This is a genomic window from Roseateles koreensis (genome assembly GCF_028595305.1).
Taxonomy (GTDB): Bacteria; Pseudomonadota; Gammaproteobacteria; order Burkholderiales; family Burkholderiaceae_C; genus Paucibacter_A; species Paucibacter_A koreensis.
In genome coordinates this window covers 1-15486 of record NZ_JAQQXS010000023.1, presented here as the reverse complement: position 1 = coordinate 15486, position 15486 = coordinate 1, and the positions used below count along the sequence as shown (strand labels likewise).

At 63.9% G+C, this 15486-nt stretch carries 13 protein-coding genes; 6 read left to right on the top strand and 7 right to left on the bottom strand.

Annotated features, from left to right (window positions below):
* Nucleotides 1–2 precede the first annotated feature (2 nt).
* Nucleotides 3–986 carry a potassium channel beta subunit family protein gene (locus PRZ01_RS18685; RefSeq protein ID WP_273598360.1) on the bottom strand — a complete coding sequence of 328 codons (984 nt, stop codon included), beginning with the start codon at nucleotides 984–986 and terminating at the stop codon, nucleotides 3–5.
* Between the two features lie 148 nt (nucleotides 987–1134).
* Here PRZ01_RS18685 and PRZ01_RS18680 point away from each other — a divergent pair, with 148 nt between their 5' ends.
* Nucleotides 1135–2427 (top strand): Rossmann-fold NAD(P)-binding domain-containing protein, encoded by a 1293-nt coding sequence (locus PRZ01_RS18680; RefSeq protein WP_273598359.1) that lies wholly within the window; start codon nucleotides 1135–1137, stop codon nucleotides 2425–2427.
* Here the strand turns inward: PRZ01_RS18680 and PRZ01_RS18675 are convergent, their stop codons facing one another.
* From PRZ01_RS18675 to PRZ01_RS18665, 3 genes are all read right to left on the bottom strand, one after another.
* Nucleotides 2428–2994: a hypothetical protein gene (locus tag PRZ01_RS18675; protein ID WP_273598358.1), complete on the bottom strand. Its 567-nt coding sequence runs from the start codon at nucleotides 2992–2994 to the stop codon at nucleotides 2428–2430.
* 37 nt (nucleotides 2995–3031) lie between these two features.
* Nucleotides 3032–3880 (bottom strand): carbon-nitrogen hydrolase family protein, encoded by an 849-nt coding sequence (locus PRZ01_RS18670; RefSeq protein ID WP_273598357.1) that lies wholly within the window; start codon nucleotides 3878–3880, stop codon nucleotides 3032–3034.
* A gap of 62 nt (nucleotides 3881–3942) precedes the next feature.
* Nucleotides 3943–8139 carry a YhdP family protein gene (locus PRZ01_RS18665; RefSeq protein ID WP_273598356.1) on the bottom strand — a complete coding sequence of 1399 codons (4197 nt, stop codon included), beginning with the start codon at nucleotides 8137–8139 and terminating at the stop codon, nucleotides 3943–3945.
* Nucleotides 8140–8319: 180 nt separating this feature from the next.
* Between PRZ01_RS18665 and glnE the strand changes: the two genes are divergently transcribed.
* From glnE to PRZ01_RS18645, 4 genes are all read left to right on the top strand, one after another.
* Nucleotides 8320–11070 carry a bifunctional [glutamate--ammonia ligase]-adenylyl-L-tyrosine phosphorylase/[glutamate--ammonia-ligase] adenylyltransferase gene (gene glnE / locus PRZ01_RS18660; protein WP_273598355.1) on the top strand — a complete coding sequence of 917 codons (2751 nt, stop codon included), beginning with the start codon at nucleotides 8320–8322 and terminating at the stop codon, nucleotides 11068–11070.
* Nucleotides 11067–11711 (top strand): rhombosortase, encoded by a 645-nt coding sequence (gene rrtA, locus PRZ01_RS18655; RefSeq protein ID WP_273598354.1) that lies wholly within the window; start codon nucleotides 11067–11069, stop codon nucleotides 11709–11711. The genes glnE and rrtA overlap by 4 nt, the downstream gene beginning before the upstream one ends.
* A 99-nt stretch (nucleotides 11712–11810) precedes the next feature.
* Nucleotides 11811–12488 (top strand): glutathione S-transferase family protein, encoded by a 678-nt coding sequence (locus tag PRZ01_RS18650; protein ID WP_273598353.1) that lies wholly within the window; start codon nucleotides 11811–11813, stop codon nucleotides 12486–12488.
* 41 nt (nucleotides 12489–12529) lie between these two features.
* The gene (locus PRZ01_RS18645; protein ID WP_273598352.1) at nucleotides 12530–12685 is read left to right on the top strand and encodes a hypothetical protein; all 156 of its coding nucleotides are present in this window, start codon (nucleotides 12530–12532) and stop codon (nucleotides 12683–12685) included.
* Nucleotides 12686–12754: 69 nt separating this feature from the next.
* On the opposite strand, the gene PRZ01_RS18640 is transcribed toward PRZ01_RS18645, so the two are convergent.
* Both PRZ01_RS18640 and PRZ01_RS18635 read right to left on the bottom strand, forming a co-directional pair.
* Nucleotides 12755–13537, bottom strand: a complete 783-nt coding sequence (locus PRZ01_RS18640; protein ID WP_273598351.1) for a 3-hydroxybutyrate dehydrogenase — start codon at nucleotides 13535–13537, stop codon at nucleotides 12755–12757.
* 42 nt (nucleotides 13538–13579) lie between these two features.
* Complete coding sequence (locus PRZ01_RS18635; protein WP_273598350.1) at nucleotides 13580–14320, bottom strand: acetoacetate decarboxylase; 741 nt, start codon at nucleotides 14318–14320, stop codon at nucleotides 13580–13582.
* A 263-nt stretch (nucleotides 14321–14583) separates the two neighbouring features.
* Between PRZ01_RS18635 and PRZ01_RS18630 the strand changes: the two genes are divergently transcribed.
* On the top strand, nucleotides 14584–15150 hold the full coding sequence (locus tag PRZ01_RS18630; protein WP_273598349.1) for a hypothetical protein: 567 nt from the start codon (nucleotides 14584–14586) through the stop codon (nucleotides 15148–15150).
* 190 nt (nucleotides 15151–15340) lie between these two features.
* On the opposite strand, the gene PRZ01_RS18625 is transcribed toward PRZ01_RS18630, so the two are convergent.
* Nucleotides 15341–15486: tyrosine-type recombinase/integrase (locus PRZ01_RS18625; protein ID WP_273598400.1), on the bottom strand; the 146-nt coding region annotated here is incomplete at its 5' end.

The following is a 15486-nucleotide window of genomic DNA, read 5'->3' as shown; positions in this document are numbered from 1 at the left end:
AATCAACGAACCAGTCCTTGGGTCATGGCGTCGATGCGAGCCAGCACCTCGGGCGTGAGCTTGGGGGTCAGGGCCAGTGCGCCGAGGTTGTCGGCCAACTGCGCCGCCTTGCTGGCACCCAGGATCACCGTGGACACGTGAGGATTCTTGTTGACCCAGGCGATGGCCAGTTGGGCCACATTACCGCCCAACTCAGCGGCAATACCTTCCAACTGCGCAACCGCCGCGTTGCGCGCCGGATCCAGCAAACCGTCGCGCAGAAAGGCCAGGCTCTCCATGGCACCACGGCTGCCCGCGGGGGCGCTGCCATTCTTGTACTTGCCGGTCAAAAGGCCCGAGGCCAAAGGGCTCCAAGTGGTCAAGCCCAGGCCGATGTCTTCATAAAGGCGCGCATATTCTTGCTCGACCCGCTGGCGGTGGAACAAGTTGTACTGCGGCTGCTCCATCACCGGCTTGTGCAAATGATGGCGCTCAGCAATGTCCCAGGCCGCACGGATTTCAGCGGCCGACCACTCGCTGGTACCCCAATACAGCGCTTTGCCCTGCGTGATCATGTCACTCATGGCACGCACCGTTTCTTCGATGGGCGTGAACGGATCGGGACGGTGGCAGTAAACCAAATCGATGAAATCCAGCTGCATGCGCTGGAGCGAGCCATCGATGGCCTGCATCAGGTATTTACGGTTCAACGTGTCTTTGCGATTGACGGTATTGCCCTCTCGCGACAGGCCCCAGTAAAACTTGGTCGAGACCACGTAATTCAGGCGCGGCCACTTCAGCGCCTTGAAGGCCTCGCCCATCACCACTTCACTTTGTCCGGCTGCATAGCCCTCGGCGTTGTCGAAAAAGTTGACGCCAGCGTCGCCCGCCTGAGCCAGCATTTCAATGGCCGCCGACGTACCGACCTGGTTGTGATACGTGATCCAGGAGCCCAACGACAGTTCAGAGACTTGCAGGCCGCTGCGACCCAAACGACGGTATTGCATGGAAGTAGTCCTTCAGCAAGGTGGATAGCCGAGCCCGGATAAAAGCTCGGCCACAAATAAAGTGGGCAAGCGTAATCGATGCGCGAAAATCCTGCTGCCACCCGTTCATCTGTAACCCGCACCGCTGCCTCGCCGCACACCGACCGCCATGTTCTCCTTGCACGACTCCAGCGCCACCACCGCAGACGACCTCTATCTGGCCATCGTCGGGGCCGGCCCGGCTGGGCTCACACTCGCTTTGCTGGCCGCGCAATGGCTGCCCAAGGCGCACATCAGCTTGTTCGACGCCCGCCCCTTGTCGCACGATGTCTCGGGCGACCCGCGCACCTTGGCTTTGTCCTTGGGCAGCGTGCAATTGCTGCGCCGCCTGCGGGTGTGGGACGACGCGCAGGCCCAGGCCATCTTGCAAGTGCATGTCAGCCAGGCGCCGCCCACCTTGAGCCACCCCGTTTTCGGCCCCGGCATGGAGCCGCAGGTTCATATCAGCGCGGCCGAGCAAGGCGTGAGCCAACTGGGCGCGGTGCTCAGCTACGGGCAGTTGGTGGCCCCTTTGCAAGCGGCGTGGCAGGCCCGTGTGGCGCAAGAACCGGCGCGCCTGAGCCATCGCTTTGGCACGCCGGTGAAGGCCGTGAAGCCGGTCGACCAAGGCACGCGCGTCGAAGTGGATGCCGAAATTGCCGAGGTGTTTGACCTGGCGGTCATTGCGGAAGGCGGCGTATTTGCAGACCAGGCCCGCAAAGCGATTGCGCATGACTACGCCCAAAACGCCTGGGTCGGCACCGTAAGCCTGAGCGCCGACAGCCCCGCCAGCACGGCCTACGAGCGCTTCACCCGCAATGGCCCGCTGGCCCTGTTGCCGCTGCGCCCCGTGCAGATTCAAGGTCAGCCCGCGCAGCGCCGGGCCGCCTTGGTCTGGTGTGTGCCACAGGCCGAAGACGACATCGCCAACTTGAGCGATGCGCAGCGCCTGGCCGTGCTGCAAAGCCTCTTGCCCGCCACCGTGGGCCCGCTGCAAGGCATCAGCCCGCTGAAATGCTTTGCACTGGGCTTGAACGCTGAGCGCACCCTTGTGGAGGCCTGCACCGTGCGCATCGGCAACGCTGCGCAAACCTTGCATCCAGTGGCCGGCCAAGGCCTCAACCTCGGCCTGCGCGACGCCTTTGCACTGGTAGAGGCGCTGCGCCGCACAGTCCAGGCCGCCGCTGAGGGCGCTGGGCAAACCGCCAAAGCCGACCTGATTCAGAAGGCATTGAAGCAAGTGGAATGGAGCCGCGCACCCGACCGCTGGAGCATGATTGCCGCCACCGATTTTCTGGCGCGCAGCTTCGCCTGGCGCTGGCCCGGCTTGCCGGCTGCACGCGGCCTGGCCTTGGCCGCCTTGCAGGCCTTGCCGCCCCTCAAGCGGGCCTTGGCCCAGGGGATGATGTTCGGGCGCCGCTGATCAAGCGGGCCAGTTCATTTCCATCAACTCGCGCACCATCGTTGTCACGTTTTGGTGCACGGCTTCTTCGCTGGCCTGGCGGGTGCGCTCATTGGGGTCGACCATGCTGTCCAAGAATTGCACCGTGTGCAAACTCCGCAAGCGGCGCTGGTACACCACTTTGTCGCCAGCGTTCTTGTCGATCAACGTGTAGTCCATCACCACAGACACCTTCATATTGAGGGCGAACAGTGGTTGGTCCAGCGCCACCAGATTGACGCTCAACAAATAACGCCCAACCCCCGGTGTGTTGGACAGCAGGCCCAGCGAATGCAGGGACTCCGAGAGAGCCTCCTGCAGCGAGGCATTGCTGATTTTTGCGCCCCAGAACCGCCCGGTCGGTTGCCCGCCGGTGACAGACTCCAACACCATCTGGTACTTCAAGGCCTCGGGCACCCAGGCGCGCATCTGCAGCGACTCGACCGCACTCAAGCGCATGCCGGGTGAATCGGCCGGCGTGCCGCAGCCCACCAAGGCCAGCAGCGCGGCAGCGGTCAGCAGAGGGGCGGCATTAGCAACAATTTTCATGTCCACAATCCTTCGGTTCGGGGGGCGTGGCCCTCGATCACAGGCGGCGGTGCTGGAGTGCCGGCAACTGCTGACGCACGGCGCGCAAGCGCGCCATGTCCAGGGTTGCCACCGCCAGCCCCTCGCCCTCGGGCAGGCAGGCCAGCACATCGCCCCAGGGGTCGACAATCATGCTGTGCCCCCAGGTTCTGCGGCCATTCTGATGCAGGCCGCCCTGCGCCGGTGCGATGACAAAGGCTTGGTTTTCGATCGCTCGTGCGCGCAATAGCAACTCCCAGTGCGCCTGCCCTGTGGTGTAGGTGAAGGCGGCAGGTACCGCGAACAAATCACAGGGCACTTGGTCGCCGGAGAAGCTCATGGCGCGGTACAACTCCGGGAAGCGCAGGTCGTAGCACACGCTCAAACCCACTTTCAAATCAAACGCCGCATGCTCTGCCGTGGCGGAGATCGGCGCCACAAAAGTGCAGGGCTGCTCCCCCGCCTCCAGCACCCGTGCTTCGTCATAGCTTTCGCGGCCATTGTCAAAACGGAACAAATGGATCTTGTCGTAGCGCGCAGCCAGGTGGCCATCCGGCGCGTACACGCAGGTCGCATTGCGCACGCGCTCCGGCGTGGCAGCGCGCAGCGGCAGAGTGCCGCCAATGAGCCACAGGCCCAGTGCCGCCGCCGTCTCGCTCAACATGCGCTGCAGGGGGGCGGTGGTGTCGGCGGCCGTTTCGGCAATCGCGAGTTTGTCGCTGTCTTGCTGCCCCATCAAGCAGAAGTACTCCGGCAAGGCTGCCAATTGAACGCCTTGCGCCGCGGCCTCATGGAGCCAGTACCGTGCGCGCTCAGCGTTATGGACCGGGTCTGGCGTGGACACCATCTGGATGGCTGCAACTTTCATAAGGTCCCCTACTTTGAAGCTTGAACAGCTGCCGCCGCAATCGGCCACAACCGCCCCGATATTTAATTTTTACCCGAACTCTCCGGCAATGCTGGTGCGCTGGCAGACTTGTCCGGTGCATCAAGTTTTTCGACTTTTTCGACCTTGGGGTCCACCCAACTGCCGGTGATGTGGAATTGCCGTGTCCCGGCCACCGCCATGGGGCGGCTCAACACCCATTGGGCCAGAAAAGCCCCCAAACCCACGGCCGGGTTGATGGCAGCATAGGCCAGTGAGGCACCGCCCATGCTGACCTCGGGCACCACCAGCACGTGCAGGTTCTGGGTTTCCGCCGCCAGATCGGCCTGACCTTCAACCGCCACCGTGGCCTGCAAGCCGCGCATGCGCAGATTGTTACTGCTGGCCACGCCGTGCTCAATCGTCACGTCGCCGCCCACGCCGTCAAAGGTGAACCCCTCCGAAAACACATCGCGGAAATCCAACAGGAAACGGCGCGGCAGCGACTGCAGGCTCAACACCCCAAGCAGGCGCCCAACACCCGGCTCCGCGTTCAGGAATTGGCCTGAAGCCAAGGTCAACTTCAACTGCCCGTTCATGGTGGCAAAGTCGGGCGAGAGCGGCGAGCCCAGCCAACCCAATTGCCCCACCATTTGCCCCTTGCCGCCGCGCAGCACCTTGCCCTCACCCATGCGGTCGAGCATCGCGCCGGCATCCAGCACGTCGAGTTGCCAGTCCAGCTGCGTTCGCCGCTGCGAGAACGCGGGCTCAGCCAGCCAATGCCCGGTGGCGTTCAGCACCGCGTCGGGCGACTTGATCTGCAGCTTGGTCAGGCGCCAATCGCGCTGCGGCCCGTTGGCTTGCGCCTGCACCTCCAAACGCCCCAGACGCTTCCCACGCAACTCGAAGTCGTCGATCACCACGTCCAAGGCCGGCACGCTGCCTGCCGGCCTGCCGCCGTGCACGTCACCACTGCCCTGATCCAGCAACTGAGTGACCGAGTCCACCTCTTGCTTGGGCAACGAGAGGCGGCTCAATCGAGCAAACACCCGGCCCGGCGCACTTGCTTGCCCCGCAGCACCACCGCGCACCTCAATCAAACCGCTAAGCTGGTCGGCATCCAGGCCGAAGCGCCAGCCCTCCCCCTCCACGCCGCCCACGCGGCTGATGTTCGCCACCACATGGCTCATGCTGCGTCCCGCCAGATGCAGGTGCAGCGCACGCAGATTGATTTGCTGCGGCAGGTAGCTGCTGCCGGGATCAGCACCAGCGGTGGTTGTGGGGGCGCCAAGGCCCGCACCGCCGCTCGAGAGCTTCTGCGCCGCAACATTCCAGGCATCCAGATTCAGCGCGTCAAAGGTGGCTGCCAGATGCACACCACTGGTGGGCAGGGGCGGCAATTTGTCTTGCACGCCGATGGCGCCACGCAGAACGCGCGGCTGCGCCGTGCTGGTGTCGCGCAGGAAGTAGGCCTGCAGCGTGCCGCCCAACTCCAGGCGCAATTCATCACGTGAAGCTTGGCCGTTATTGGTGAGTTGCAAATGCAGGGGCAGCACCATGTCTGCGTCTTTGTGCAAAGGCGCGGGCAGATCCAACGCCAAGCCCTGCAGATTGCTGTTCAGGTTGAGGTCGGCACGGCCTTGATTGACGCCCAATTGCAAGCGGTAAGTCGCCTGTCCGCTGGCGGACTGCGCCAGGCGGGCCAAAGCCCCCAATTCTGCAGCGCGCCGCAGACCTTCAGCGCTGGCTTGCCCTTGTACTGTGAAGGCCAGGCCACCGCCCGACAAAGACCCACCTTCAAGACTCAAATCCCCGCCCAGCGCACGCGCCTGCCCGCCGCTCACCTTGACGCTTTGCTGGTCGAATTCGATCTTGCCGCGCGTATTGCTCAAGAGCGGGATTTCAGGGCGGATGCGCAGCTCGTTACCCATCAACTGCACGGTGCCCTTGATCTGATTGCGCTCCAGCGCCAGCAAGGGCAGCTTGAGCGCTAGCTTGAGCGTGGAGGGGCCGGTGGCCTGCGCCTGGCTGAGCGCGCCGCCCGTCCACTCCTCCAGCGAGCTCATGTGGAGGTAACGCAGCAGCTCGGCGGTCGGCCCACGGCCACTTCCCTCCAGCTCCAGCACCCGTGCGTGGGCCAGATCCTTGATGCCGCCATTCACGCCGCTGAGCTCATAACCCAGCACCTGCGCATGGCCGTTCTTGAAGAACAGGCTGTTGCGCTCGAAGATCAACTCTGCGTGCGTATGCTGCAGGGCTGGCCAACTATGGGCTGGGGGCGCCTGCCCCTCGTCCACCGGCTCAGGCGACGCGTAGGCAAACTCGACGTCGTGTGCCTGCGTGCTGATGCGAAATACGCCCGGACGCCCGCCATCGAAGGGGAAGTCTTGCAAAGCCCCTCGCAAGCGTATTTGCGTGTTGCGCGCCTCGCCGCTGCGCAGTGCATTCAGCAAATAACTGCGCGTGGCCTCGCCCACGGACAAGGGCAGATAGGCGCGCACCCGATTGGCCGCCATACGGTCGACCGAGCCACTCAGCTCCAGGCTGCCGGGAAAGCGGGCGTCCGCCGGCTTGGCGCCGCCCACACCACTGCGCCAGACAGCATTGAATTCGCCCTGCGCGTCGGGCGTGGCCAGTCTCAAGTCACCGACATGCACCTCCAATTGATCCGGCTTGCCGGCCACCGAGTTGATGCGCCAGTCCAGGTTCGTGCTGAGGCGACTCAAGGGTACGGTGGCCTCCTCCAGCACGCCGGGCAGTATCAAGGCGCCGTCGCTCACGTTCAGGCTCGCCCGGCCGCCCCGCTCGCTGGCGTCCACCTGCAGGCTGGCACCTTGAACCCCGGGTCGGCCGACCCCGGGGGCAGCGCCCTCAGCCACCGGCCCGGCGGCGAGGCTCAAACCATCGATCGCACCCTTGACGCGATAACGGGTGGGCGCGTCCAGCGGCCCCTGCCAACTGGCATTCAAATCGCGCAACACGCCTTGCGGCGCAACCGAGCGCAACCAGCCGCGCGCGGCTTCCCCCACAGGCAAGCGCTGCGCCAGTTGCGCCATCAGGGCAAAGTCCAACCGCTGCGCCTGCAAACTGCCACCCAGGGGCGCGCTGAGATCGGTGTTGAAAGGGCTGCTGCCCGCCGGCTCGACGCCGCCCCGCACCTGAGCCGGCGCCGGCAGTTGCAAGGCGATGCGCCAGTCTGACCGGGGCCACTCCACCCCATCGCCGCTGACAAAACCCAGCTGGGTGGCGGTCAGCGCCAGCTCGTCGTGTTGCTGCTGGAGTTGCAACCGCCCTTCCACACGCGCCAGTTCAAGCATCTCTGCTTTGGCGGCCAGACGCAGTTTGACCAAGCGCAGGCCGATGTCTGCGGTCACCGATTGGGGGCGGCCATTTTTGATCTCGGCCCAGGCGCGCAACGCGCCGTCGCCGTCGCTCAACTCAAAGGGCAGATTGACATGGCGGCGCAGGTGGCGCAAATCGGCCTGGGGCAAATCCATATAAAGCTGGCCGCTCCAAGACTTGAACTCGCCCGCCCTTTTTAGCAAGGGCTGCGTGAATCGCCCCTGCAAGGAGAAGCGTTGCCCCCACTCGGGAGGCGGGGTGGCATCCAGCCGCATGGCATGGCTATGCAGGCTGTTGCGCAGCACCAAATTGAGAGAAGACAGCTCCAGCGGCGGCGCGGCGCGGCGCTCATCGATCCAGCGGACCCGGCCATTCAAAATGACAAATTCATGCTGCACCAGCAACCAGTCGGCCCAGGCACCGGCCAGGTCGGCGGTTTCCGGCGTGTTGGCCGACTCCATGCTCAGCCCCGCCAGGAAGATGCGGCCCTGCGCATCGCGGCGCACCACCAGCTGCGGCGCATCGATCAGCAATTGCTCAAAGCGCAACTCCATCGCCAGCAGCGAGCGCGCCGACAAGGCCGCAGCCACCCGGGGCAGCCGCAAAGCCTCCCGCCCCTGCGGGTCGAGAAACACCACCTGCCGCATCTCGACGGCGGGAATCCAGCCCCCTGAACTGACACTGATTTGCCCAATGCGCAATTGAACACCCAGCCGTTCGGAGGCCCTTCTTTCGAGCGTGCCGCGCCAATCATCGATGTGCGGCAGAATTGCCCAATGCAAGACCAGCCAAGCCGCCAGCAACAAGGCCCAAAGCAGCAGGGTAAGCCCCAGCGCCCAACGCGCCACGCGCAGGGCCAGCCGCATGGGTGTTCTGCACCAACGGGCGGCACTGGCGTTCAGCTTGGCAAGAAGAGACATCGAAGGGAAGCGCTCACCGTGGAGACTGGGGTCGTAATTGTCATGAATCCGCTGAGCTGGAGCTGCCGCGCGCAGGCCAAAGCCATGCCGGGGGGAATCTAGCACAGCCCATGGAGCCCGAACCTGCACCGGGCATGACATTTACCCACTCTTTGCCTGCTCGCCACCCTGCTTCACATCATGACAGACGCCCTGCCCCACGCCACCACCCCCCTTGCCCAGGCCTCGCACAGCCGCTTTGTGCAACGCGTGCGCCGCCGCTATGCCGACGAGTTAGGCCTGCTGGCAGCCGGTTTGCCCGAGCGGGCCGGCATTGAGCAGCTGATCCTCGCGCTGCAAGCCCAGGGGCGGCCTTTGGCCTGCGCCATGCGGATTGCCCGCCATCTGGTGCTGGAGCGCTTGGCGGTGCTCGACATCGAAGCCGGCGCACCGATGGAGCACGTCACCGTCGCCATGACGCATTTGGCCGAAGTGACGCTTTGCTTGGCGCTGGCCGCCGCCCGCGCCGAGCAAGACGCCGTGAACGGCGCCCCCCGCAATGCGCAGGGCGAGGTGATCGAGTTCTGGGTGTTGGGCATGGGCAAGCTGGGTGCCCGCGAACTCAATGTCTCCTCTGACATCGACCTGATCTATGTCTATGAGGATGAAGGCCAGACCGACGGCGTGGAGGGCGGTCGCAACGCCGTGAGCGCGCACGAGTACTTCGCCAGCGTGGCCAAGCGCCTCTATGCGTTGATTGGCGAAATCACGGACGACGGCCAAGTGTTTCGTGTTGATCTGGCGTTACGTCCCAATGGCAACTCTGGCCCGGCGGCGGTCAGCCTGGCCATGCTGGAGGAGTATTTTCTGGTGCAGGGCCGAGAATGGGAGCGCTTTGCCTGGCTCAAGAGCCGGGTAGTGGCGCCGCAGCCGACGCTCACCAACCAGCGTGCGCTCGCCCTGCGCGCTTTGGTGGCACCGTTCGTTTACCGCAAGTATCTGGATTACGGCGTGTTCGAAGGCCTGCGGCAATTGCACCGCAAGATTCGCGACGAAGCCCAGCGCCGCGCCGCCGGCCGGCCCGAGCGCGCTAACGACGTCAAGCTCTCGCGTGGCGGCATCCGCGAAATTGAATTCACGGTACAACTGCTGCAAGTGGTGCGCGGCGGCCAGTTTCCAGAGATCCGCACCCGCTCCACACTCAAGGCGCTCGACCGGCTGGCCACCGGCGGCCTGATGAAGCGCGACACCGCCACGCAACTCGCCGACGCCTATGTCTTTTTGCGCCGGGTGGAGCACCGCATCCAGTTCCTGGACGACCAGCAAACCCACTGCCTGCCCGCCGGCGACGACGATCTGCGCTGGATCGCCCTCAGCATGGGCCTGCGCTGCCAACGCGAGGCCTGCGAGCTGCTCGACAAATTGTGCGAAGTGCGCGAGATCGTCGCCAACGAGTTCGACGCCCTGCTGCACGACGGCAACAGCCCCGGCAACAAGGGCGGCTGCAAAGGTTGCGGTGGCCCACCCCTGAGCGTGGACAGCGAAGAATTTTTGGCCAAGCTGCAGCCCGAGCTGGCCAGCGTGGTGCGCCGCTGGGCCGCGCAGGAAAAGGTGCAAAACCTGCGCGAAGAATCGCGTCTGCGCTTGGCCAAATTGATAGGCCGTGCGGCACTGGCAGTGCGCGACGAGGCCTGCACCATGGACGCAGCCCAGCGCTTCATCGACTGGGTGGAACCCCTGCTGCGGCGCGAAAGCTACCTCGCCCTGCTGGTGGAGCGGCCCGCCGTACAAACCCGTCTGTTGCGCCTCTTGGGCCTGGCGCGCTGGCCCATGCGCTACCTGATGCAACACCCCGGGGTGATTGACGAATTGGCTGACACGCGGCTGCTGAACGAGCGCTTCGACGGCCCCGCCTTTGTGCAGGACATGCAAGACCGTTTCGAGGCCTGGGAGCGCAGTGGCGAGGCCCATGAAGAGGCGCTGCTGGACAGCCTGCGGCGCGCGCATCAGTCCGAAGTTTTTCGCACCCTGGTACGCGATGTGGAACAAAAGATCACCGTGGAGCAGGTGGCGGACGATCTCTCCGCGCTGGCCGACGCTATCTTGCAATGCACCATACGCTGGGCCTGGGCACGGCTGAAGCAGGCGCACCGCCCCAGCCCGCGATTTGCAGTGATTGCCTACGGCAAGCTCGGCGGCAAAGAGCTGGGCTACGGCGGCGACCTGGACGTGGTGTTCTTGTTCGATGACGACGACGACAACGCACCCGACATCTACGGCGCCTTTGTGCGCAAACTGATCATGTGGCTGACGGTGCGCACCTCGGCCGGCGGGCTCTTCGACATTGACACGGCGCTGCGGCCCAATGGCAACTCCGGCCTGCTGGTCACCTCGCTGGCCAGTTTTCAAAAATACCAGACCGGCCGGGGCAGCAACACCGCCTGGACCTGGGAGCATCAGGCCATCACGCGGGCACGCTGGTGCGCAGGCGACGCCGGGTTGATTGCGGGCTTCGACGAGGTACGCCGGCAAGTGCTGACCGCCGAGCGCGATCAAGCCGCCCTGCGCCTTGAAGTGCAGACCATGCGCGACAAAGTGCGCAGCGCCCATCCGCAACGGGCCGGCCAGTTCGACCTGAAGCACAGCCCGGGCGGCATGATGGACGCCGAATTTGCGCTGCAATACCTGATCTTGGCACATGCGGGCGCACATCCGGCGTTAACGCCAAATTTGGGCGTCATCGCCTTGCTACAACGCGCTGAAGAGGCGGGCCTGCTGCCCGCTGAGGTGGGCCGTCACGCGGCGGATGCCTACCGCGAGTTGCGCCGCGCCCAACACCGCGCACGCTTGAATGAAGAACCCACCGCGGTCGACCCCGAGACGCTTGCCCGGCTTGGGCTGATCCCGCACCGTGACGCCGTGCTGGCCTTGTGGCGGGCCGTATTTCCTTGAGCGGCGCTGCCCGCCCGCGCCCCGCACACCGGCTCGGCCATCCCTATGGCGGATGGGCTTGGCTCGGCCTGGGCGCGCTGCTGATTGCGGGCACGCTGCTGGTGTGGCTGCAACCCTCCTCACGCTGGGATTGGCAACCTGCGCTGGCCGGCGCCGAACCCTGGCGGGCCTGGAGCGCCGTCTTCGTGCACTGGAGCCGGCAACACCTGCAGGCCAATCTGGGCGCCTGCGCCGTAGTGGCTTGGTTTGGCTGGGCGGCACGCGTGCCGCTGCGCGCCGTGGGGGCCTATCTGCTGGCTTGGCCGCTCACCCAATGGGGCTTGCTGCTCAAACCCGATCTGCTGCACTACGGCGGGCTGTCGGGCTACCTGCATGCTGGCGTGGCCGTGGTGCTGGTGGAATTGGTGTTTGGCCCGGCTGTCCAAACCACTCACTCTGCCCGCCAGCGGCGCATTGGCCTCGCAGTGACGCTGGGGCTCGCCATCAAGTTGTGGAGCGAGGTGCCGCTGGGCACGCCCATGCGCACCGTCGCCGGCTGGGATATTCCGGTGGCGCCCTTCGCGCACCTGAGCGGCGCGGTGGCGGGGGGCCTGTGTGCCGGCCTGCTGCTGATGCTTCAGCGACGCAGCACGGCCCGCTGACGGCCGAACCAGCACGCCAGCGCCCGGCACTGTCGCCTTGGTGAACCCCCTCGTCAGCACTCACGCTTAGACTTCCCCCACCCTACTTGGAGCCCCCTTATGACGATCAAACTCTGCGGCTTTGCCCTTTCCAACTACTACAACAAGGTCAAGCTGATCTTGCTGGAAAAAGGCATCCCCTTCGAAGAAGAACTGGTGATGACCAAGTCCAGCGACGAGGCGGTACTGAACGCCAGCCCTTTGGGCAAAGTGCCCTTCATTCACACGGATGCAGGGTCGTTGTGTGAAAGCCAAGTCATCGCCGACTATCTGGAGGCCGCCTACCCCCAACCGGCCCTGGTGCCCGCCGATCCCTTCCAGGCCGCCAAGCTGAAGGAGATCGTCACCTTCATTGAACTGCACCTTGAACTGGTGGCGCGCGAGCTGTATCCGCAGGCCTTTTTCGGCGCAACGGTCAGCCAAGGCACGCAAGACCGGGTACGCGCCCTGCTGACCAAGAACATCGCCGGGTTCAAACGTCTGGCCAAATTTGCGCCTTATGTGGGGGGCGACACTTTCACCCAAGCCGATTGCGCCGCCTGGGTCAGCCTGCCCCTGGTGGCCATGGCCAGCAAAGCCGTGCTCGGCGAAGACCTGCTCACCGCTGGCGGCATCGATTGGAAGCCCTATGCGCAAATGATCGGTGCCCGCCCCGCCGCGCAAAAAGTAAGCGCCAGTCGGGAAGCAGACCAGCAGCGCATCGCGGCCATCAAAGCGCAAGCCGCAGCCAGCCGCTGAACCCGCACGTTGGGAGATCAGCCTTGATTTATATCCATGCCATGGGTTCATCGATCAGAACGCGCCAGGCACAGCCCGGCATTGCCGATGAACTGGCGAGCTTTTACGCCCAGCATTCAGGCCTGATCAAAACCTTGGGCGGCGCGGCTTTGGCCATCGCCATGCCCAAGATGAAGGACCACGTCAACCCGTCTTGAAACAGGCGGTGATGCGGCACTGGGAAGCGCCGCATCACCGCACCCAGACAAACGACCTGGGTGCTGAGTTCACTGCATATGCCAACCATGGCTGACCGTGATGGACTGTCCGGTCAAGGCATTGCTGGGGAAGGCGGCCAGGAAGATCGCTGTTTGGGCCACATCTTGCGTGGTGGTGAATTCGCCGTCCACGGTGTCCTTGAGCATCACGTTCTTGATCACCTCAGCCTCGCTGATGCCAAATGCCTTGGCCTGCTCGGGGATTTGCTTGTCCACCAGGGGTGTGCGTACAAAGCCGGGGCAGATGACGTTGGCGCGGATCTTGTCTTTGGCACCTTCCTTGGCCACCACCTTGGCAAGGCCGATCAGGCCATGCTTGGCCGCCACATAGGGCGCTTTCAAAGGTGAGGCTTCGTGGGAATGCACCGAGCCCATGTACAGCACGGTGCCGCCACGGCCGCCCTGAATCATGGCGCGCATACAGGCGCGGGTGGTCAGGAAAGCCCCGTCCAGATGGATGGCCAGCAGCTTCTTCCAGTCGTCAAGCTTAAAGTCCACGATGGGGCTGATGATCTGGATCCCCGCGTTACTGATCAGGATATCCACCCCGCCATAGGCCGCAACGACGGCGGCCACGCCGGCATCGACCTGGGCTTCGTCGGTCACATTCATGGCCACCGGCATGGCCGTGCCGCCCGCTTCGGTGATCTCTTTCGCGGTGGCCGCAGCGGCCTCCAGTGACAGATCGGCGATGACAACCTTGGCACCCTCGCGGGCGTACTCCAGGGCGATTTCCCGGCCGATGCCGCTGGCCGAGCCGGTGATGATGGCGACTTTGTCTTTAAGTTGCATTTGGCGTGAGTCCTTGGCTTGAGGAGGAAAGTGAATGGGATGTTAGCGGGTGAGATAGTCGTGGGCGACGGTGCCCAGCGGCAGGGTCAGGTCAGCCAGAATGTGGACGGTGGAGAGCACCTCCAACACAGGCAAATCAGCCACGGGGGCTAGCGCGTGGTCGCGCAGGTCGAGGGCGCCGGGGCCGCTCCAGGCACCCTTGACGATGATGTCGGTCAGGTTGTAGCGCACCAACTCGCAGATGCGCGGGGTGCCGTCCACATGAGGGATGATTTTGAGCAGGAATGCCGGCGCCGCCAGAGCAGCATGCGCCTTGGCCGGGTCCATGGCCTGGTGCTTGTAGCCCATGGTGCCGGTGGCAACGCGGAAGTCGCTGTAATCCAGCGTGCCCATCAAGGTGTCCGTATGAACTCGCAGTTCGGGATTCCCCAGTTTTTTCGGGAACCCCCACAACTCGCGCCCAGCCGCAATGGGCGGGTGGTCATTCAAAAACATAGACAACACAAAGCCGCCATGTTCGCCGTTCAGCGTCACCGGGATGACCTGGCCGGACTCGGTGTAATCACCAAAACCCGTGGAGTCCGGCATGCGGATGAACTCGAACTTCACCACCGGCTCGGCCAACTCCAGCGGCGCAGGGATCAAGCGGCGCAAAGCCTCGGGGTCGGTCCGGTACGTGATGATCAGGTATTCACGGTTGACGAAACGGTAAGGGCCGGGCGGGTATGCCGGACTCTGGATGGGCATGGCAAATGCACGCTCACGCACTTCGTCTTCTGTCATGACATGGCTCCTGGCGGGTGGGCTGACATGCGGCGGCAAAAGCGGCCACATCAACGGCTCAGTTCAGGGGCAGACTAGCATGGTGTGAAGACAAAAATGTGGGGGCTTGTGAATTGCGCTTCACTTCGTTCGGCGAGTTGACGCTGCCACTCTGCGTTCTTTGGAAGACCTGGAGCAGTTGTCCTAACTGGAGCCGCGGTGTTGCCTAACCCCTTGGTCAACCTGACCCGTTACGGCGGGCGACAACAGATTCGGAGGCATTCATGCTCGACTTTCTTTACGGTGCAGCGCAGGGCGTTGCAGGCAACTTCATCACACGCCTCATCGACGCCTTGTGGCCGAATCTCCCGGACCAACAACTGCCAGAGTATTCGGAGCAAATACATCGGGAGCAGGTGGCCCCGGCTGAGGCTAGGCGTCTATTTCAAACGTTTCACATCAAGTCTGGGCTTGAGGCTGTACTCAACGCGACCATTGATCCCGTAGTGCACATCGTCCTTGAAGACCAGCCTACAACCTTCTACCACCTCGCAGTTCTCGTAGTGGAATCAAGAGTCACGGGCGAGTGGTACGTCTCAAGTAAAGGGGAATTATCCTTTGAGGGCAGCGGCGGCGGCATCCTCGTGGCAGAGAAGGTGGCATCTATGTGCGCAAACCGCCGCATTCCAATGGCGGGTTGGGTTTGCTCCCGTGGTCACTCAGACTCCTTGGCACAAGGTGAGGTACTTTGGCCTCAAGTGCGCCCAGAATTGATTCCTCTTGTCGCGTATGCTGGGAATGAAACGTTCGTCAAATACATTGTGTCTCGGTTCAAGGAAGTTGCCGCCTAACCCGTAATTCGAGCTGACTCACCGCAGCATGGCACCTCAATTCCAACGTTGTGCGACAGCTTTCCGGCAACTTGTTTCGGCAGGGCCGACGACTGCTTTGGGCACGATCCGGGCATTGGCGTCCGACTGCAAGGTGCCCAAAGCCGACATCAACGAGGGGCAACTCTGTGGCGGGCTGGTACAGCAGCGTTCAGGCGCTTGATCGGGCAGCCAGCACATCCATCGGACTGCGCACGCCCCCGCCGCCCACCTTCAGGACATGGGTATAGATCATGGTGGTAGCGACGTCGGCATGGCCCAACAACTCCTGCACCGTCCGGATGTCGTAGCCCGACT